General features: G+C 72.4%; 15 protein-coding genes. 3 read left to right on the top strand and 12 right to left on the bottom strand.

The window, feature by feature from the left end:
* The first annotated feature begins 6 nt into the window (after positions 1-6).
* Positions 7-594: a TetR family transcriptional regulator gene (locus AB0E94_RS38845; RefSeq protein ID WP_360336885.1), complete on the top strand. Its 588-nt coding sequence runs from the start codon at positions 7-9 to the stop codon at positions 592-594.
* Here the strand turns inward: AB0E94_RS38845 and AB0E94_RS38840 are convergent.
* Genes AB0E94_RS38840 through AB0E94_RS38820 form a run of 5 tightly spaced genes read right to left on the bottom strand, consistent with a single transcriptional unit; the run spans position 581 to position 5657 of the window.
* The gene (locus AB0E94_RS38840; protein WP_360336883.1) at positions 581-1294 is read right to left on the bottom strand and encodes an ATP-binding cassette domain-containing protein; all 714 of its coding nucleotides are present in this window, start codon (positions 1292-1294) and stop codon (positions 581-583) included. The two genes, AB0E94_RS38845 and AB0E94_RS38840, sit on opposite strands and share 14 nt — an antisense overlap.
* Positions 1294-2226, bottom strand: a complete 933-nt coding sequence (locus tag AB0E94_RS38835) for an ABC transporter ATP-binding protein (protein ID WP_360336881.1) — start codon at positions 2224-2226, stop codon at positions 1294-1296. Before AB0E94_RS38835 ends, AB0E94_RS38840 begins: the two co-directional genes overlap by 1 nt.
* Positions 2227-2257: 31 nt before the next feature.
* Positions 2258-3085 (bottom strand): ABC transporter permease, encoded by an 828-nt coding sequence (locus AB0E94_RS38830; protein ID WP_360336879.1) that lies wholly within the window; start codon positions 3083-3085, stop codon positions 2258-2260.
* The gene (locus tag AB0E94_RS38825) at positions 3082-4026 is read right to left on the bottom strand and encodes an ABC transporter permease (protein ID WP_360336877.1); all 945 of its coding nucleotides are present in this window, start codon (positions 4024-4026) and stop codon (positions 3082-3084) included. The genes AB0E94_RS38830 and AB0E94_RS38825 overlap by 4 nt, the downstream gene beginning before the upstream one ends.
* Positions 4023-5657 (bottom strand): ABC transporter substrate-binding protein, encoded by a 1635-nt coding sequence (locus tag AB0E94_RS38820; protein WP_360336875.1) that lies wholly within the window; start codon positions 5655-5657, stop codon positions 4023-4025. Before AB0E94_RS38820 ends, AB0E94_RS38825 begins: the two co-directional genes overlap by 4 nt.
* Before the next feature lie 175 nt (positions 5658-5832).
* On the opposite strand from AB0E94_RS38820, the gene AB0E94_RS38815 reads away from it, so the two are divergent.
* On the top strand, positions 5833-8052 hold the full coding sequence (locus tag AB0E94_RS38815; RefSeq protein WP_360336873.1) for a bifunctional diguanylate cyclase/phosphodiesterase: 2220 nt from the start codon (positions 5833-5835) through the stop codon (positions 8050-8052).
* Here AB0E94_RS38815 and AB0E94_RS38810 read toward each other — a convergent pair.
* From AB0E94_RS38810 to AB0E94_RS38780, 7 genes are all read right to left on the bottom strand, one after another.
* The gene (locus AB0E94_RS38810; protein ID WP_360336871.1) at positions 8042-9643 is read right to left on the bottom strand and encodes a methyl-accepting chemotaxis protein; all 1602 of its coding nucleotides are present in this window, start codon (positions 9641-9643) and stop codon (positions 8042-8044) included. The two genes, AB0E94_RS38815 and AB0E94_RS38810, sit on opposite strands and share 11 nt — an antisense overlap.
* A gap of 41 nt (positions 9644-9684) precedes the next feature.
* Positions 9685-10725 carry an aldo/keto reductase gene (locus AB0E94_RS38805; RefSeq protein WP_360336869.1) on the bottom strand — a complete coding sequence of 347 codons (1041 nt, stop codon included), beginning with the start codon at positions 10723-10725 and terminating at the stop codon, positions 9685-9687.
* Between the two features lie 35 nt (positions 10726-10760).
* A complete protein-coding gene (locus AB0E94_RS38800; RefSeq protein WP_360336867.1) occupies positions 10761-11414 on the bottom strand; it encodes a VTT domain-containing protein in 654 nt (217 codons plus the stop codon).
* A 160-nt stretch (positions 11415-11574) separates the two neighbouring features.
* Positions 11575-12747 carry an MFS transporter gene (locus AB0E94_RS38795; protein ID WP_360336865.1) on the bottom strand — a complete coding sequence of 391 codons (1173 nt, stop codon included), beginning with the start codon at positions 12745-12747 and terminating at the stop codon, positions 11575-11577.
* A gap of 174 nt (positions 12748-12921) precedes the next feature.
* Positions 12922-14625, bottom strand: coding sequence for a TM0106 family RecB-like putative nuclease (locus AB0E94_RS38790; protein WP_360336863.1), 1704 nt, complete (start codon positions 14623-14625; stop codon positions 12922-12924).
* A gap of 76 nt (positions 14626-14701) precedes the next feature.
* On the bottom strand, positions 14702-14875 hold the full coding sequence (locus AB0E94_RS38785; RefSeq protein WP_360336861.1) for a hypothetical protein: 174 nt from the start codon (positions 14873-14875) through the stop codon (positions 14702-14704).
* A 30-nt stretch (positions 14876-14905) separates the two neighbouring features.
* The gene (locus AB0E94_RS38780) at positions 14906-15982 is read right to left on the bottom strand and encodes a DMT family transporter (RefSeq protein WP_360336859.1); all 1077 of its coding nucleotides are present in this window, start codon (positions 15980-15982) and stop codon (positions 14906-14908) included.
* Between AB0E94_RS38780 and AB0E94_RS38775 the strand changes: the two genes are divergently transcribed.
* Positions 15981-17609: a PLP-dependent aminotransferase family protein gene (locus tag AB0E94_RS38775; RefSeq protein ID WP_360336857.1), complete on the top strand. Its 1629-nt coding sequence runs from the start codon at positions 15981-15983 to the stop codon at positions 17607-17609. The genes AB0E94_RS38780 and AB0E94_RS38775 overlap by 2 nt on opposite strands.
* Positions 17610-18242 lie beyond the last annotated feature (633 nt).

Raw genomic sequence — 18242 nt, 5'->3', positions numbered from 1 at the left:
GGCGACGTGGGACGTCCGAGCATGGCCACCGAGCGGACCGAGCAGATCATGCAGGCGACGGCTCGCTGCCTGCAGAAACACGGTCTGGCCGGGACGACTCTGGAGCGGGTCTCCGAGGAGTCGGGGCTGAGCCGCAGCCACGTCCGGCACTACGTCGGCAACCGTGACGACCTGCTGCGCGCCTTCGCGAACTGGCTCTACACCGGATACGAGGCCGAGTTCACCGGTAAGATCGCCGCCGCGCCGGGCCGGGAGAAGCTGCCGATCGCGATGGACTACCTGTTCAGCAGCGGGTTCCTGCCGATCGGCGACGACGACACGGTGATCCGCGAGCTGATCACGGCCGGGATCACCGACGACAGCATCCGCGCCACCCTCCAGGAGCGCTACCTCCAGGCGGTGCAGGCGGTCGAGCAGGCGCTGGCCGCGGAGTACCCGAAGGCCTCGCCCGGCGCACGGCGCTCGGTGGCGTACGGCCTGTGGTGCCTGGCTCTGGGCAACTCGACGATGGCCGAGCTCCAGTTGCCGGTGGCGTCCGGCGGCCTGATCCGGACCGCGGCCGAGCAGCTGCTGGAACGACTCAGTCACGACTGACCGCCCGCCTCGGGACCCAGCCGGGCCGGGGCACCGAGGCCACCAGCCGGCGGGTGTACTCGTGCTCCGGCCGGCTCAGCACCCGCTCGACCGGCCCGGACTCGACGACCCGCCCCCGCGACATCACCACCACGTCCTCGCAGACGTGCCGCACCACCGACAGGTCATGGGTGATGAACAGGTAGGCCACCCCGGTCGCGGCCCGCGCGTCGACCAGCAGGTTCAGGATCTGCGCCTGGATCGACACGTCCAGCGCGGCGACCGCCTCGTCGAGCACGAGCAGCCGCGGTTCGGCGGCCAGCGCGCGGGCGATCGCCACCCGCTGCCGCTGCCCGCCGGACAGGTGCCGGGGCAGCGCGTCACCGAGCCGCCGGTCGAGGCCGACCAGGTCGAGCAGCTCACCGATCCGGGAGCGGTCGCGGCGATGGTGGGCCAGGACCTCGGCGAGGCAGCTGCGGACCGTCTGGCGACGATCGAGGCTCTGGTACGGGTCCTGGAACACCATCTGGACCGAGCCGTGCCGGGTGACCGTGCCGGAGGTGGCCTTCTCCAGCCCGGTGACGATCCGCGCGCAGGTGGTCTTGCCGGAGCCGGACTCGCCGACCACGGCCAGCGAGCCACCGGCCGGCACCGTGAAGCTGACCCCGTCGACCGCGGTCACACCCTTGAACTCTTTGCGCAGGTCACGCACTTCGAGCATCACAGCACCTCCAGCAGGTGGCAGGCGGCCGAGCCGGTGAAGACCGGCCGCTCGTCGTGGCAGCGGGCCTCGGCGTGCGGGCAGCGGTCGGCGAAGACACAGCCGGCCGGGGCGGTCAGCGCCGACTGCGGGATGCCGGGTACGGTCACCAGCCGCTCCCCCGGCGCCACCGCGCCGGGCCGGGACGCCAGCAGCGCCCGCGTGTACGGGTGCCGGGCATCGTCGTGCAGCCGGGCGGCGGGCAGGATCTCGACGATCTCACCGGCGTACATGACGGCGATCCGGTCACAGACGGCCGCGGCCAGTTCCAGGTCGTGGGTGATGAACATGAGCGCGGCCGCACGGAGGCGGCGCTGCTCGTCGAGGATCGCCACCACCTCCTCCTGGGTGGTCACGTCGAGGGCGGTGGTCGGTTCGTCGGCCAGGATCAGGCGCGGCCCGGTCAGCAGGGCGGCCGCGATCACCACCCGCTGAAGCAGGCCGCCGCTCAGCTCGTACGGCCGCTGATTGAGCCGTCGCGTCGCATCGCCGACGCCGACCTCGGACAGTGACCGGACGGCCTTCTCCGTCGCGATCGCCCGGCTGACGCCCTGGTCACGCAGCACTTCGGTGAGAAAGTCGCCGACCGTGCGCACCGGGTTGACCGCGGCGCGGGGGTCCTGGAAGACCATGGCGACGTCCCGGGACCGCATCCGCCGCAGCGCGGCCGGGCTCAGCGCGCCGACGTCGGCGCCGTCGAAGCGGACCGTCCCGCCGGCCGTGGCGCCCGGTGGCAGCAGCCGCACCACCGACTTGACGGTCATCGACTTGCCCGAGCCGGACTCGCCGACCAGGCCGACCGCCTCACCAGCGGCGACCTCGAGCGAAACCTGTCTGAGGACCGGCTGGCCGTTGATGGCGACGGTTATCCGGTCGAGCTGGAGCAGTGTCAACGGACGTCACCTCCGGGAAAGGCAGCCGGTCTCACCGGACATCGCCTCCGAAACGTGTGGCCAGCCGTTCCGCCACGGCGGTGAAGGCGACCACGGTGATCACCACCGCGACCGCGGCCGCGATGGACTGCTGCGGGAAGCCCGCGAGGATGGACGGCTGGCCGTTCGCGATCATCAGGCCCCAGTCGGCGGCCGGGGGTTGCAGGCCCAGGCCGAGGAACGAGATCGACGCCAGGTCGATCATGGCGTAGCCGAAGCCGATCGCGGCCTGCACCATCAGCAGCGGGGCGAGGTTCGGCACCAGGTGGCGCAGGCAGATGCGCCAGGCGCCGAAGCCCTGCACGCGCAGCGCCTCGATGTAGGGCAGGTTGCGTTCGCGCAGCGCCGCGGCCCGCATCACCCGGGCGATGACCGGCACGAACGCCAGCGACAGCGCCACCACCGGGGTGATGAAACCGCTGCCGAACAGGGCGGCCACGGTGATCGCGAGGACCAGGCCGGGGAAGGCGAACAGCACGTCCAGCGCCCGGGACAGCAGCGCGTCGAACCAGCCGCCGAACCAGGCCGCGGCGATCGCGACGGTCGCGCCGATCGTGCCGGCGGCCAGGACCACGATCAGCGGGCCGGCCAGGCTGGTCCGCGAGCCGTGGATCAGCCGGGACAGCAGGTCACGGCCGAGGTCGTCGGTGCCGAGCGGATGCGCCGGGGAGAACGGCGCGTACGCGTTGAGCGGATCGAGCGCGTTCGGGTCGTAGGGCGCGATCCACGGCGCGAGGATCGCCGTGAGCACGACGAGCGCGCAGACGACGGCGGCGAACGGAACGGCCCGGCGGACCACGGGTATCGACAGGGCGGTCATACCGCGCCCTCCCGGGCCAGCCGCGGGTCAAGGGCCGCGTTGACGATGTCGACCAGCATGTTCACCACCACGAACACGGTGACCAGCAGCAGCGACAGCGCCTGCACGACGACCAGGTCCTGGCGGGCGGCGCTCTGCACCAGCAGCGAACCCAGCCCGGCCACCCCGAACGCCTGCTCGGCCACCGCGGTCGCGGCGAACAGGCCGGCCACCGTCACACCGGACACCGCGACGATCGGCGGGGCCGCGTTGCGCAGCACGTGCCGGCGCAGCACGGTCCAGCGCGGCAGCCCGCGGACCCGGGCGGCGGCGACGTGGTCGGAGGCGAGCTCGGCGCGGACCCCGGCCCGGGTGATCCGGCTGACGTAGGCGAGATATCCGCCGGTCAGGGCCAGCGCCGGGAGCGTCAGGTGGTACACCCGGCCGGTGAACCCGGTGCCCGACCCGTAGACCGGGAACCAGGACAGCGTGGTCGCGAACAGCCAGATCAGCAGGATGGCGGCGACGAACGCGGGCGCCGCCATCAGCACCGTGGTGGTCACCGTGAGCGCCTGGTCGACCCGCTTGCCGCCGACCGCCGCGAACACCCCGGAGGCCACCCCGAAGATCAAGATCAGGAGTGCGGCGTACGCGACCAGCAGCACCGTGGTGCCGAGACGCGCCCCGATCAGTGCCGTGACCGGCTCCTTCAGCACCATCGAGGTGCCCGGGTCGCCACTGAGCAGCCCGGACAGCCAGTGCCGGTACTGCTCCAGGAACGGCTCGTCGAGGTGGTAACGGGCGCGGATCTCGGCCAGCGCGGCCGGGCTGGGCTGGTTGCCCCCGGCCAGCAGGCTCGCCGGGTCCCCGGGGGCCAGGTACAACGCCCCGAAGATCACCACACTGGCCACCGCGACGGTCGCCAGCATCCCGGCCAGCTTGCGGACGACGAACCCGGTCACGGGGCGCCGACCAGCGCGGCCCACGCGGAGCTGATGTAGGAGAAGGAGGCCGGCGCTCCGGTGATGCGCTTGTTCAGGAACAGCCTGTTGTGGGTCCCGGCCAGCGTGATCTGGAGCTTGGCCGGGCCGAAGACCGCCTGCGCGGCGACGAACTTCTCCGCCGACTTCGCCGGGTCGGTCTCGGCGACGGCGCCGGCGATGTTCGCGGTGACGCCCGGGTCGTCGTAGCCGGTCCAGTTGAACGGGGCGCCCTTGAGCACGAAACCGGGGGCGTAGTAGAGGGCGCCTGGTACTTCGAGGTATCCGGTGGTGGCGATGAAGTCGATGCCCTGCCGCAGCCCGGGGTCGTAGAAGAGCCCGGCGAACTCGGCCGGCTGCAACTGCCGCACGGTCATGGTCAGGCCGATCTGCTGGGCGGCGGCCTGCGCGATGGTGGCGGTCTGCAACAGCGACTGTTCGCCGGCCGGGATGGCGATGACCAGGCCGGTACGGCTCGGGGCGGCCTCGGTGACCAGCTTCTTCGCGGCCTCCAGGTCGGCTTTCGAGGTGTCCGGGAGGGCGGCGTATCCGGCGTCGTAGACGTTCTTGGCCGGGCTGCCCTGCCAGGACAGCGGCGGGGTGAAGGTCTTCAGTGGCGCCCCGGCGCCCTTGAGCACGCTGGTCACGAACGCGGTCTTGTCGATCGCCAGGTCGAGGGCCTGCCGGATCCTCGGGTCGGCGGCCGGGCCGTCGGCGGCGACCGCGCCGAGGCTGACCGTCTCGGTGCTCGGGCCGAAGTACAGCGAGCCCGTGCCGGAGCGCTGGAGCGCGGCGATGCTGCCGACCGGCGCGCCGTAGACGCCGTCGACCTCACCGGAGAGCAGCGCGCTGGTCAGGGTGCTGCTGTCGGTCAGGAAGACGAAGTCGAACGCCCCGGCCTTCGCCTTCCGGGTGGCGTCCCAGTAGGTGTCGTTGCGTTCCAGCGTGATCTTCTGGCCGCTCTGCCAGCCGGCGAGCTCGAACGGGCCGGTGCACATCAGGCCGCCGGTGGCCGTACCGAATGCGGGTCCGGCTTTTGAGGTGAAGGCCTTCTGCACGATGGCGCCGGGGACGCCGGCCATGTCCGGGACGAACTGCATGTCGGGGGTCTTGAACCGGACGGTGACCTCGAGGTCGCCGGTGGCCTCGATGGCGGCGACGTTGGCGTAGACGTGCGCGGCGTAGGAGGCGAGTTTCGGGTCCATGTTGCGGCTGAGGCTGTAGACGACGTCGCCGGCGGTGAGCGGGCTGCCGTCCCAGAAGGTGACGCCGTCGCGCACGGTGATCACCACGGTCAGCGGGTCCTTCTGGACGATGCCGCTGGCCAGGCCGGGGCTGGTGGACCAGTCGGGCTCCAGGCGCAGCAGGCTCTCGCAGAGGTTGGTGCCGACGGTGTTGGCCGAGTAGTCGCCGGTGCGGGCCGGGTCGAGTGAGGCGGGCTCGCCGGCCGGCAGCGCCCAGGTCACCTTCGCCACGTCGCCGGTGGCGGCCGGCGTGGTCTCGACGAGCGTGATCGCCGGCGCGGCGGCCGGCGCAGCGCCCTGGCCACCCGAGCAGGCGGTCAGGGCGAGGCCGAGCAGCAGCGCCGGGGCCGTTCCAGATATGAGCTTCACGGGGTTCCCCCTGAACGGGCGGTGTGGTGTCCGCCTCAGGTTTCCGCGCCGAGCAGTAGATTGTCAATCCTGGAAATCAACTATTAATTGCGCTCGTCGGCGGGGTATCGTGCTGACGAAGAACCCCGGTTCTCCTCGTCTCGGCCCCCCGACGGCCGATTGGTCCGGCATGCGTATGAGCGGGTTCCTCCGCCACCTGTGGTGGATCTACCTGGTGCTCGCCTCGACAGCAGCGACGGCGTACGTGCTGACGCCGTTCAACGCCGCCTCACGCTGGGTGTACGTGCTGGTCAACTGCACCGCGCCGATCGCCACCTGGATCGGGCTCCAGCGCAACGCGCCGCAACGGCGGGGCGGCTGGCAGGTCATCGTGCTCGGGCTGGCGCTCTCCGGCATCGGCGACCTGATCTTCGCCCTGTACTCGCTGGACGGCACGAACCCGCCGTTCCCGTCCGTCGCCGACGCCGCCTACCTGGTCGCCCACCTGGCCATCGCGGCCGGCGCGGCGATGCTGGCGGCCCGCTCCGGCCGGACCGCGTTCCTCGACTCGGCGGTCATCCTCGCCCCGTTCACCAGCATCGCCTGGCTGCTCGTGGTGAACCCGCTGGTCACCGAGGGCGGCACCGCGCTGGCCCGGTTCGTCGCCGTCTCCGCCCCGGCCAGCACGCTGGTCGTGCTCTACTGCGCGCTCGCCCTGGCCCTCGGCGTCGAACTGCGCGCCCCGGGGGTCCGCTGGCTGGTCGGCGGGCTGATCGCCTGGTTCGTCTCGGACGCCCTCTACACCCATCAGGTGCTGACCGGCACGTACGTCGAGGGCAAACTGATCGACCTGGGCTGGATGGCCATGCCGATCCTGATCGCCACGGCCGGCCTGCACCCGTCGATGGTCTACACCAAACCGCGCCGCTCGACCGTCAGCACCCTGACCGTGACCCGGGCGCTCACCCTCTTCGGCGCCGCCCTGATGCTGCCCAGCCTGCACGTGTTCTGGGAACCCGGCTCGGACACCGCGCTCGTGGTCGGCACCTGGATGTCGGTCGCCCTGGTCGCGCTGCGGCTGATCGCGCCGATCCACGACCTGGCCCGCCGGGTCGGCCACGACGCGCTCACCGGCCTGGCCAACCGGGCCCTGCTGATGGACCGGCTGGCGCTCGCCCTGGCCTCGCTGCCGCCGGACGGCACGGCCCGGGTCGGGCTGCTCTTCTGCGACCTCGACCACTTCAAGAACGTCAACGACAGCCTCGGCCACGACGCCGGCGACCAGCTGCTCGTCGCGATCGCCAACCGGCTGCACGGCGCGGTCCGCCCCGGTGACGTGGCCTGCCGGCTCGGCGGCGACGAGTTCGTCATCCTGATGCCGTCGGTCGGCGAGGACGAGGCCGCCGCGGTCGCCGACCGGGTCGCCGCCGAACTGGCCCGGCCGATGCGCCTCACCGACGGCAGCGAGTTCTTCGCCTCCCTCTCCATCGGGCTGCGCACCACCGACCAGCTCAACGCCGACCCGGAGAGCCTGCTGCAGGACGCCGACACCGCGATGTATCAGGCCAAGGCGGCCGGGCGGGGCCGGATGGTCCGGTTCGACGTGCAGAGCCGGACCGACGCGACCCAGCGGCTGCGCCGGGACGCCGACTTCCGCCGCGCGCTCACCCACCCGGGTGAGCTGTTCTGCGTCTACCAGCCGGTGTTCCGGGTCGACGACGGCAGCCTGAGCTCGGTCGAGGCGCTGGCCCGCTGGCAGCACCCGGCCGAGGGCGTCCTGCCGCCGGCCGCGTTCGTCGGGGTCGCCGAGGCCACCGGCACCGTCGGCCAGCTGTTCGCGGTCGTCCTCGAGGAGTCCCTGCACGAGCAGCGGACCTGGTACAACCGGACCGGCCGCTGGGTGCCGATCGCGGTCAACCTGTCGCCGCGCCAGCTCGAGGCCGGCACCGCCGAGACGGTCCTGGCCGCCCTCGACCGGTCCGGCACCCCGGCGACCGCGCTCACCCTGGAACTCACCGAGCTGGGCCTGGCCACGCCGGAGATCGTCGAGGCCGCGCTCGGCCCGCTGCGCCGGGCCGGCGTGCAGATCGCCGTCGACGACTTCGGCACCGGCTACTCGTCGATGGCCCGCGTCGCCGACCACGCCTGGGACACCGTCAAGATCGACCACACGTTCGTCAACGGGATCGCCGCCGACCCGGCCCGGCGCGCGCTGGCCGACGCCATGATCGGAATGGCCCACGCGCTCGGCATGTCGTCGCTGGCCGAGGGTGTCGACGACGACGCCGACCTGGCCGTCCTCGCCGAGCTCGGCTGCGAGTACGCCCAGGGCTACCTGCTGTCCCACCCGGTCGACGCCACCGGGATCCTGGAGATCCTGACCGCGCCGGCCGAAGTCGCCGGGATCAGTGCCTGAAACCGCCGACGATCGCGGTCAGGTCGGACGCCAGCCGGGTCAGCTCGTCCGCCGCCTGCTGAGTGGTCCGGGCCCCGTCCGCGGTGGCCGCCGCCACGTCGGCCACCCCGCCGATGGTGGCCGCCACGTCGCCGCTGTTCCCGGCCGCCTCGGCCACCGACCGGCTCATCTCGGCGGTCGTCGCGGTCTGCTCCTCGACCGCCGACGCGATGGTCGTCGTGTAGTCCCCGATCAGCCCGATCACCTCGGTGATCTCCGCGATCGCCGAGGCCGCCGCGGTGCTCGACGACTGGATCGCGGCGATCCGGGCGGTGATCTCCTCGGTCGCCTTCGCGGTCTGCTGGGCCAGCTCCTTCACCTCGCCGGCCACCACCGCGAAGCCCTTGCCGAGCTCACCGGCGCGGGCCGCCTCGATCGTCGCGTTCAGGGCCAGCAGGTTGGTCTGCTCGGCAATGCTGGTGATCAGCTTGACCACCTCGCCGATCTCGGCGCTCGCCTCACCCAGCTCGGCGACCTGCGCGTTGGTCCGCTCGGCGACCGACATCGCCTTCGTGGCCACCTGCGCGGCCTGCCCGGCGTTCGAGGCGATCTCGGTGATCGAGGCGCTCATCTCGTCCGCGCCGGCGGCGATCGACTGCACCCCGGCGTTGACCTCCTCCGAGGCGCGGGACGCGGTGGTCGCCTTGGTCGCCGCGTCACCCGCGCCGGACTGCAACTGCGCGGCCACCGCGGCCAGCTCCTCGGCCGCCGCCGCCAGGCTCACCGCGGTCCGTGACATGTCGCCGCCGATCACCGAGCGCAGCCGGGCCGTCGTCGCGTTCAGTGCCGAGGCCAGCTGGCCCACCTCGTCCCCGCCCCGCACGTCGGCGGTCGCCGTCAGGTCGCCCTGCTCCACCCGGCGCAGCGCCGCGACCACCCGGGCCAGCCCGCCGCTCACCGACCGGGCCACGAAGACGCCCACCCCCAGCGCCAGCAGTATGCCGACGACCAGGATGACGATCAGCTGGGTCCGCGCCGACAGGTACGCGTCCTGTGCCTCGGCGGCGCCGGCCACCCCCTCCCGCTGCTGGATCTCCCCCAGGCCGCTGAGCGCCTCGCTGACCTCGTCGAAGGCCGGGTCGAAGGAGTCCTTCTCGGCCTTCGACGCCTGCTCGGTCTTCAACTGCCGGCTCAGGGGCAGCACCTTCTCGTCGGCGGCGGCGTACATCGCGGCGAGCGCGGACTCGAACTGCTCCCGCACCGCGGCCTCGCCGTCCGCCTCCGGGGTCTTCAGGTACTCCGCCCAGGCCGCCGCCAATTCGTCGCGGAACTGGGTGATCTCCTGCTCCCGGGCGCTCATCTCGGCGGCGTCGGTCGCGATCACATGACGCAGGATGGACGCGCGGACCTCGTTGGCGAGCCCGTCGACGTCGGCCAGCCGTACCGTCGGGATCAGGTTGCGCTCGAAGATGCCGCCGCCTGCGTCGTCGACCTCGCCCAGCTTCACCACACCGACCGTGCCGGCGATGGCCGCGGCCAACGCCGCGACCAGCACCGTGCACAACACCTTCATCAGGACCGGCAGGTCGGCCCAGCCACCCTTGCGCGCCATGCGTCTAGCTAATACCGGTTTCGAGGTTTAAACCGGTAATTTCATGCTCCCGCCGAATCCAGATGCGCCAACTGGGCGGCGTCGAGCTTGACCGAGAGCGCGGGCGCCAGATTCTCGAACTGCTCCGGGGTACGCGGCCCGATCAGCGGCAGCACCGGTGGCTCCGACTGGTGCAGCAGCCACGCCAGGACCAGCTGGTTCGGGGTGACGCCCAGCTCGGCGGCCAGCCCGGTCACCGCGTCCAGGCGGGCGTCGGCGTCCGGTCCGGCGTACGAGCCCATCATCCAGTGCTCGGCCCGCCGTGCCGGATCGTCGTAGACGCCCTTCACGATCGGCGAGTAGGCGACGAGCGTCAGATCCCGGTGCTCGGTCAGGTAGTCCATCTGCTCGTCGTCGACGATCGACGCGTTGCTCAGCCCGGCCCGCCGGCGCAGGTACGAATGCTGCTGCTGCACCGCGACCGGGGCCGGCCAGCCGTGCCTGTCGCACAGCTGCCGGATCCGTTCCAGCCGCCAGGTTCGCACGTTCGACCAGCCCAGATGGCGGACCTTGCCGGCCGACACCAGCCCGGCCAGCGCCTCCAGGGTCTCCTCCAGCGGGGTGGCCCGGTCGTCGACGTGCACGTAGTAGAGGTCGATGTGGTCGACACCGAGACGCCGCAGGCTGCCGTCCAGCGCGTGCCGCAGCGTGTCCGCGCCCGCCCCCGCGAACGTCCGGCGGGCCAGCTCCCAGTCCGGAGTGCCGTCGGCCGCCCACAGCTCCGGCGCATACTCCGGCAGCGCCGTGCCCTTCGTGGCCAGGAAGATCTCGTCCCGGTTGCCGCGCTCCCGCATCCAGCGGCCGAGCAGTTCCTCGCTCTCGCCGCCCCGGCTGCCCGGCCGCGACCACCACTCGTAACAGTCCGCGGTGTCGACGAACGAGCCGCCCAGCTCCCGGTAGCGGTCCAGAATCCGGACCGCCTCCGGCTCGGCGGTGGCGCTGCCCATCTGCATCGCCCCCAGCGCGAGGCTGCTGACCTGCTCGCCGGTCCGTCCCAGTTCGATGGTTCCGATACGCCCCGTGCTCATGTCCATCGTGCTCATGTCCATCGACGCTATTTCCTGGAGCGCGCTCCAGGTCAAACCCGGCCGGCCGCGACTCTCTTCCGGGGCGTTCTCTTCCGGGTCTGGGACGTTCTCTTCCGGGGCCGGGACATCAGGCGCCGCGCCAGCACGGCGGCCCCGCTGAGCAGCGCCGCGCCGAGCCAGCCCGCGCAGAGGCCCGCCAGCGGCCGCCCCGCGAACGCGACCCCGCCCAGATATCCGAGCAGCAGCGCCTGCCCGGTCCACAACAGCCCGCCGATCAGCGTGAACGTCACGAACCTCGGCACCGGGAACGTGACCATCCCGGCCGTGTAGGCGGTCACCGACCGCACCCCCGGCAGATATCGGCCGAAGACCAGCAGAAACGGACCGTGCCGCCGCATCACCGAGACCACCTGGCCGTACAGCGCGGCGCCGCGGTCCCCTCGCCGCAGGCGGCGGGTCACCGCAGGTCCACTTCGACCCCCGATGCGGTACGCGAGAAGGTCGCCCCCGAGCACTCCAGCAGTAGCGGCGGCCAGCACCGCCAGAACCGTCAGCGGCCCACGGCCGTGCTCGGCGACCGCGACACCACTGGCCACGACAGCGGTCTCACCCGGCATGAACGGCAGCAGCGCATCGAGCACCACGAACGTGAACACGGCCACCAGCACCCAGCCGCCCAGGACCGGAAGATCGACGTGCGGCATCGGCACCTCCCCCGCCCGCCGACGGTCGCACCCCCGGACGGCGCAGGCGTGACGTCCACGAAGACGCCACAAGTAGCCCTCATGTTCAAACCGCGCGCCGGCCTGCGGTCCGATCCGGACCACACATCACCACACGACGCGGAGCCCGGTGGGGGCGGGGTTACCCGTGGTGGACGGGGGCCGGGCGGGATCGGGGCAGAGAGGCGGCGGTCATCGCGATCACCGCGACTGCGCCGGCCAGCGGGGCGAACGTGAAGGCGTACCGGATGCTCTCGGAGACCAGCGGGCCGGTGACGGCCGCACCCGCCGCACTGCCGACGGTGAAGGCGGTGATGATCCAGGCGAAGGCCTCGACGGCGGTTCCGGGTGGGGTGAGCCGGTCGGCGGTGAGGAAGACCGCGGTGAGCAGCGGGGGCAGGGCCAGGCCGCTGACCGCGAGCAGCACCGCCATCGGCGCCGGGCCGGGGACCAGCAGCAACGGCAGGTAGCCGACGGCGAACGCGCATGCGGCGAGAGGCAGGCGACCGGGCCCGCCGGGTTTGGCGCGGGTGTAGAGCAGCCCGCCGGTGAGCGCGCCGACGGCCTGGGCGGCGAGGAGCCAGCCGCTGAGGGAACGGTTCCCGGCGGCCTCGGCGTAACCGGTGACGACGACGGGCAGGCTGCCGACGGCGGCGCCGGCGCAGATCACTCCGGCGACGATGACGACGAACCTGGGTACCCGCAGCGGCCCGGCCCAGTGCCGGGTTCCGGCCTCCCCGCGCCACGTCCGCACGACCGGGGTGAACGCGAATCCGGCGACGCCGGCGAGCTGGAGCACGGCCATCACGAGGAGGCCGGCAGCGGGTCCGGCGAGACCGGCGGCGGCCAGCGTGACCAGGGGCCCGGTCACGTAGATGACCTCCTGAACGGCGAGGTCCAGCGAGTAGGCGGCGGCCACCCGGTCGGCCGGGACGAGGGCCGGCCAGAGGGCGCGCAGGCAGGCTTCCAGTGGTGGGGTTCCGAATCCGGCGAGGACCGCCCCGGCGACCATGACCGGGATGCGGTGGCCGCTGGCGGCGACAGCCGCGAATCCGGCGCCGGACAGCAGCGCCGATCCCCACAGCACGGGTGGCTGCCGCCAGCGGTCGACGATCCGGGCGAGCAGGGGTGCGCTGACCGCCATGCCCGCGGTGTACGCGGCGACGACCAGCCCGGCGAGGGTGAGTCCGTGCACTTCGCGGGCGTAGAGGAGCAGGGCGAGCGGGGCGGCGGCCATCGGCAGGCGGCCGGTCTGGCTGGAGACGAGCAGGGCACGCACGTGTTTCGCGCGCAGCACGGCACTGAGAGAGGACATGACGAACAACTCCGGCTTCCGAACGGACGAACAGCGGCGGCCGGGAGGCGAGCCGCGGCGGGTGGTGCGCCGGATGTCAGGGGGCGAAGTCGGCCCGGTCGTGGTCGTTGCCGTAGAGCGGCAGGTCAGGCGTCATCCACTGCGCGTAGGCGGCGGCGATGGCCTGGACCGGGTTCACTCCCGCACCCTAAGCCATTCGCGGACGGCGCGCGTCGCCCGTACGTCATCCTCGTTGTAGTCGAGCAGCCGCCGGGCGGCGACCGGATCGCCCTCGCGGGCCGCCGCATGCCAGGTCTGGGATTGCAGCCCGCCGGGGTCGGCGTCGCGCCAGATGTGCCCGGCGCCGTGCCGGGCGATGGTCTTGAGACCGTGCCCGGCGCGGGATTCGACGGCGGCCCGGACCAGCGGCAACATGTCGATCCAGGCGTCCGGATGGGCGGGGCCGCCGGGCAGCGGCGGGAAACGGCGGGCGTGCCGCGGCTCCGGCGACGCGTAGTGGAAGACGAGCAGGCTGCGCCCGCGGGCGGCGGCGCCGGCCGCGACGGAGGCCAGGTGGTCCAGGCAGGCGCGCGCCAGACGTTCCTCGTCGGTCCCGGCAAAATCAACAAATGGGGTGTACGTGGAGACGCCCTCCTCGGTGACCAGCAGCCCCCACAGGTAGACGACGTCGTCGGCGCCCCATTCGACGTCGACGTCGACCTCGACGTCGGCGTGCGGCACGTCGTGGCCGTCACGGCGGCGCACGATCAGTCCGTCCCGGGCCAGCCGAGCCGCGGTGACGGCTTTGCGCAGCCGGAACGCGCGGGTCCGCAGGTGCCCGACCTCGCCGTCGTAGAGCCCGGCCAGCAGCACGGCCGGATCCTCGGCGGCGAGGTCGTCGACGGTGTGGACGCCGGCGGCGCGGAGGGCGAGATATTCACGTACGCCGAGGGCGCCCCGTAGTTCGGCACTGAGGTCCCCGGCGGGCAGCGTGTCCACACAGACCGGCGCCCAGCGGCAGCCCGTGCACTCCTCCTGGCCGATCGGCTCGACCAGGGGCTCCGGGTCGTCGGGGGCGCCGCGCCGCTGCCGGGCCACCCCCGCGATCCGGCGGCGGAACCCGTGCTCGTGGTCGTACCGTTCCAGGGCGCTGCGGGTGGCCACCCCGCTCGTCCGGGAGAAGGTGCGGAAGGCGGGGGTGCTCAGGTCGTACCAGATCAGAATCGGATCGCCGGGCCGGTCCGTGCCGCAGATCGCGCCGCGGGGGTTCGCCGCGGCATGGCCACAGGCTTCGAGCATCCGCCAGTAGTGGGCCAGCTGGAGCAGGTCCTCCTCGCGGTGCCGGGCGCCGCCGTCGGGCAGCGGCGCCGCGTCGCGCCAGGCCGGAGCCTTGAGGGCGCTGGCCGGGGCGTTGTCGCGTTTCCGGTCGAGGACGTGGTGGGCCTTGATGTCGGCCGGGTGGTATCCGTGGACGCCGCCCGGGTTGCCCCCTCGGCCACTGTCCCGGTCGCCGCCCCGGTCGCTGTCTCGATCGCCGTCCCGGTCGCCGCCCCGGCCGCTGTCTCGATCGCCGTCCCGGTCGCCGCCCCGGCCGCTGTCTCGGTCGCCGCCCCGAATGCTGCCCCGGTCGCTATCCCGTAGCAAAATGTCTGGTTTGCCGGTTCGGGCGCCGTCGTGGTCGTCGGGCAGGCGGCCGCCGACGATGATCGCCGCCCCGGCCCGCATGGCGCCGATCGTCGCGCCGATGTGGACATGCTTGTCACCGTCGAGGTCGCGCAGGTCGACGTATCCGGGCAGCCTCAGCGCCGCCCAGGCGTCCAGGACCTCGGTCTCGAAGTCGACGCCGGTGTCGAACAGCGCCTGCATCTCCGGTGTGACCGGCGCCTCGATGCGGGGCACGGTCGGATCGTAGGCGTTGTGGACGGCCCGCGCGCAGGACTTGGCGGCGTAGCCACTGAGCAGGATCGGCCGCAAGTCAGGGGCGCGGGGTGCCGGAGGTGAGCCCGTCGCGGGCGTGGGCGACGAGCATCTGCCGTTCGCAAAACAGTGCCTCGATCTCGCCGAGGGCCCGGAACGCCGCGCGGGTGACGCCGGCCGGGCGCGCCACCTCGGCGGCGAAGATCAACCTGCTCGAGGACGGCCCAGTCACGAGCCCAGACCCTACAGGTTGACCGGTGACCTAACGACTCTCAGCCCTGACGGTGTCAACGGACGACTCCTCCGGCGCGCCGGCACCCGACCGCCGGGCCGGCACTTCGCGCTGGTTGACGCGCGACTGCCGCGGCGGCGCCTCGCGTGGGGTGACGCGCGGCTGCCGCGGCGGCGCTTGGCGCGGGGGAGTTCCCGGCCCCTGCGGCAGCGCTTCGCGTGGGTTGGCGCGCGAGCGCTGTGTCAGCACCACGAACACGAGCACGATCAGGGCCGCACCGACCGACGCCAGGCCGACGTTCTCGCCCAGGAGCAGCGCCGACCAGAGCAGCGTGAGCACCGGCTGGACGAGCTGGATCTGCCCGACCCGGGCGATCCCGCCGCGGGCGAGCCCGGCATACCAGGCGAAGAACCCCAAAAACATCGACACGACGGTGAGATATCCGAACGCCGCCCACCCGCCCGGTCCGGCCTGCGGCCGTTCGGCGACGGCGGCGGCCAGCGTCAGCGGCACGGTCACCGGCAGGGCCACGATCAAAGCCCAGCAGATGGTACGGGCACCGCCCAGTTCCCGAGCCAGGACGCCACCCTCGGCGTAGCCCAGTCCACACAGGCCGACAGCCGTGAGCAGATAGAGGTCGGTGACCGTCACACCGCCACGCACAGTCCCGCTGACCACCAGGAACGTCAGCACCGCGACCAGCCCACTGCCACTGGCGATCCAGAAGAGCGGCGGCGGCCGTTCCCCGGCCCGCAGCACGGCGAGCACCGCGGTGGTGGCCGGCAGCAGCGCGATGACGACCGCCCCGTGCGCCGAGGTCTGGCTGGTCAGCGCGAGCGAGGTGAACAGCGGGAACCCGGCCACCACCCCGAGCGCCACAATCGTCAGCCGGCGCCACTGCACCCGGGTGGGCCGGGGCGCCCTGCTGAACCGCAGATAGGCCGCCGCGAGAACGGCGGCCCCGACCGCCCGACCGAACGCGACGAACCACGGATCGAGCTGCTGCACGGCAACCCGGGTGGCGGGCAGCGACATGCTGAAGGCGAGGACACCCAGCGCGCCGAGTGTTATCGCTCCGGCCGCAGTAGCGCTACTCTTGTCTCTCATGTTCAACAGTAACGCAGCCGACCGGGTGGTCCAAGAGTTGCGCGGCCTAGCCGTCGCGGCGGCAGCCGGAACCCGCCTGCCCTCGGTGCGGGAACTGACCGATCGGCATCAGGCGTCACCGGTCACGGTGGCCGCCGCGATCCGGCAACTGGTCGCGGAAGGCCTGGTAGAGACCAGATCTGGGCGGGGTACCTTCGTAGCCTCCCGTCCGGAGGCACCGCTGTCGCCGCCTGATCTGTCGTGGCAGACGGTCGCGCTCGGGCCACGCCGGTTCGGCGAGGAGGAGATGCAGGCGTTACTCGCGTTACCGCCTTCCGGCTCGATTCCCTTGACCGGCGGTTACCTCGACGCGGATCTCCAGCCGGCCGCCGCCCTGGGCGCGGCACTGGCCCGGGCGGCCCGCCAGCCGGCGGCTTGGCAGCGCGGCCCAGTCGAGGGCCGCGAAGACCTGCGAGCGTGGTTCGCCCGCGAGACAAGCAGCCCACCCACCCGCGCCCCCGCCGCGCCCGCCCCCGGCTCCGCCTCTTCCGCCGCCCCCTCTTCCGCCGCCTCTGTTTCCGCCGCCTCTGTTTCCGCCGCCTCCACCGCCTCTGCTTCCGCCGTCCCCTCTTCCGCCGCTTCCACCTACACCGCCTCCACCTCCACCGCCTCCACCGCCTCTGCTTCCGCCGCCTCTGCTTCCGCCGCCGGGGGCCGGCTCGGGCTGCCGTTCGACGGCGGGCTCCGAGCCTCGGACATGGTGATGTGCTCCGGTGGCCAGGCAGCGCTGTCGTCCGCATTGCGCGCTTTCACCGAACCCGGCGACACCCTGCTCGTCGAGTCGCCCACGTATCTCGGCGCCCTGGCCGCGGCCCACGCCGCCGGCCTGCGTGTGGTCCCGGTCCCCGCCGACCGGGACGGCGTGCTGCCCGACCAACTGGCGGCGGCGTTCACCCGAACCGGCGCACGGCTCTTCTACTGCCAGCCACTGCACGCGAACCCGACAGGCGCCACCCTGACCCCCACGAGGCGCCCCGCCGTCCTGGCCGCGGTGAGCGAAGCGGGCGCGTTCCTGATCGAGGACGACTACGCCCGGGACCTGACGATCGACGGCGATCCCCCGCCCCCGCTGGCCGCCACCGATCCCGACGGTCACGTCGTCTACCTGCGTTCCTTGACGAAGTCGGCGGCCCCCGGCCTTCGAGTGGCCGCCCTGGGCGCCCGGGGCCCGGCCGGCGCCCGCCTCCGAGCCGCCCGCCTGCTCGACGACTTCTACGTAGCGGGCCCTTTGCAGCAGGCAACGATCGAGTTCGTGACGAGCCCGGCCTGGTCCCGCCACCGCCGCCGCCTGCGCACCGAACTGCGCACCCGCCGCGAGGCCCTGCTGACCGCCCTGTCCCGCCACCTGCCCGCCCTGCTCCCGCCGGCCATCCCCACCGGCGGCCTGCACCTGTGGTCCCCGCTACCCCCGGGCTCCGACGACGTAGCCGTGGCCAAGGCCGCAGCCACCGCCGGCGTGACGGTCTTCCCAGGCCGCCCTTGGCACGCCGCCGAACCCCCGGCCCCACACCTGCGCCTGACCTACGCCGCCGCACCCCCATCCGCCATGGACGAGGCCATCCGCCGCCTGGCCACCGCCGTCTCCTGACTGGGAAGTAGACCCACTTCCTCCCGATTAGGGCCACTTCGCACAGCGGAGTGACCGCGACCAACCCCCGAACAGTGGGCCCGACGTCGAGCGGCGGCTGCGAGGGCGCACCAGATCAGGCAGGAAATGTTGGCGTTTGGAGTGCAGGTGGTTCGTGAACTCCAGGCTTTCCCTTCGCGGCCTTTCGGGATCTTGCACGGTTCTCCACGCTCGACTTTCGCACTTTTTGTGAAGCCGCTGCCTGACCCCGCCCCCGGAGTCTCCGCAGGTGGCGCCGGTCGCGGACTTCAACGCCGGAAATATTTCGACTCCGCGCTGACCTGGACAAACGCAAGATCCATCGCTAGGGCGGGCCCTACCAGCGAGGACTCGGCTCTAAAAGTGCGAAAGTCGAGTCCACGTTGGCAGCGATCTTGCACGGTTCTCCACGTTGGTAGCGATCTTGCATGTTTCTTCACGTCTGGGCATGTTTTGTCGTGCAAGGTCCACTACGCCGGAGAGACCTTGCAACTTTCTTCCCGCCGGGACGCGGAAAAATGGCTCTCCGGGTGGATGTGTGGGTTAGGTGCGGCCTGGTAGGTCGATGTTGTAGCCGCCGAGGTGGAGTTTGGCGAGGGCGATGAGGGCGTGGGT

This window comes from Actinoplanes sp. NPDC026670 (genome assembly GCF_040638175.1).
Lineage (GTDB): Bacteria > Actinomycetota > Actinomycetes > Mycobacteriales > Micromonosporaceae > Actinoplanes.
The sequence above is the reverse complement of the archived record's forward strand: the minus strand, read 5'-3'. Positions and strand labels throughout refer to the sequence as shown.

Excerpts from the sequence above, each read along its gene's own strand:
- AB0E94_RS38775 (WP_360336857.1), top strand. The coding sequence starts at position 15,981 with ATGTTCAACAGTAACGCAGCCGACCGGGTGGTCCAAGAGTTGCGCGGC.
- AB0E94_RS38815 (WP_360336873.1), top strand. The coding sequence starts at position 5,833 with ATGAGCGGGTTCCTCCGCCACCTGTGGTGGATCTACCTGGTGCTCGCC.
- AB0E94_RS38795 (WP_360336865.1), bottom strand. The coding sequence starts at position 12,747 with ATGTCCTCTCTCAGTGCCGTGCTGCGCGCGAAACACGTGCGTGCCCTG.
- AB0E94_RS38800 (WP_360336867.1), bottom strand. The coding sequence starts at position 11,414 with ATGCCGCACGTCGATCTTCCGGTCCTGGGCGGCTGGGTGCTGGTGGCC.
- AB0E94_RS38840 (WP_360336883.1), bottom strand. The coding sequence starts at position 1,294 with ATGCTCGAAGTGCGTGACCTGCGCAAAGAGTTCAAGGGTGTGACCGCG.
- AB0E94_RS38805 (WP_360336869.1), bottom strand. The coding sequence starts at position 10,725 with ATGAGCACGATGGACATGAGCACGGGGCGTATCGGAACCATCGAACTG.
- AB0E94_RS38830 (WP_360336879.1), bottom strand. The coding sequence starts at position 3,085 with ATGACCGCCCTGTCGATACCCGTGGTCCGCCGGGCCGTTCCGTTCGCC.
- AB0E94_RS38810 (WP_360336871.1), bottom strand. The coding sequence starts at position 9,643 with ATGGCGCGCAAGGGTGGCTGGGCCGACCTGCCGGTCCTGATGAAGGTG.
- AB0E94_RS38780 (WP_360336859.1), bottom strand. The coding sequence starts at position 15,982 with ATGAGAGACAAGAGTAGCGCTACTGCGGCCGGAGCGATAACACTCGGC.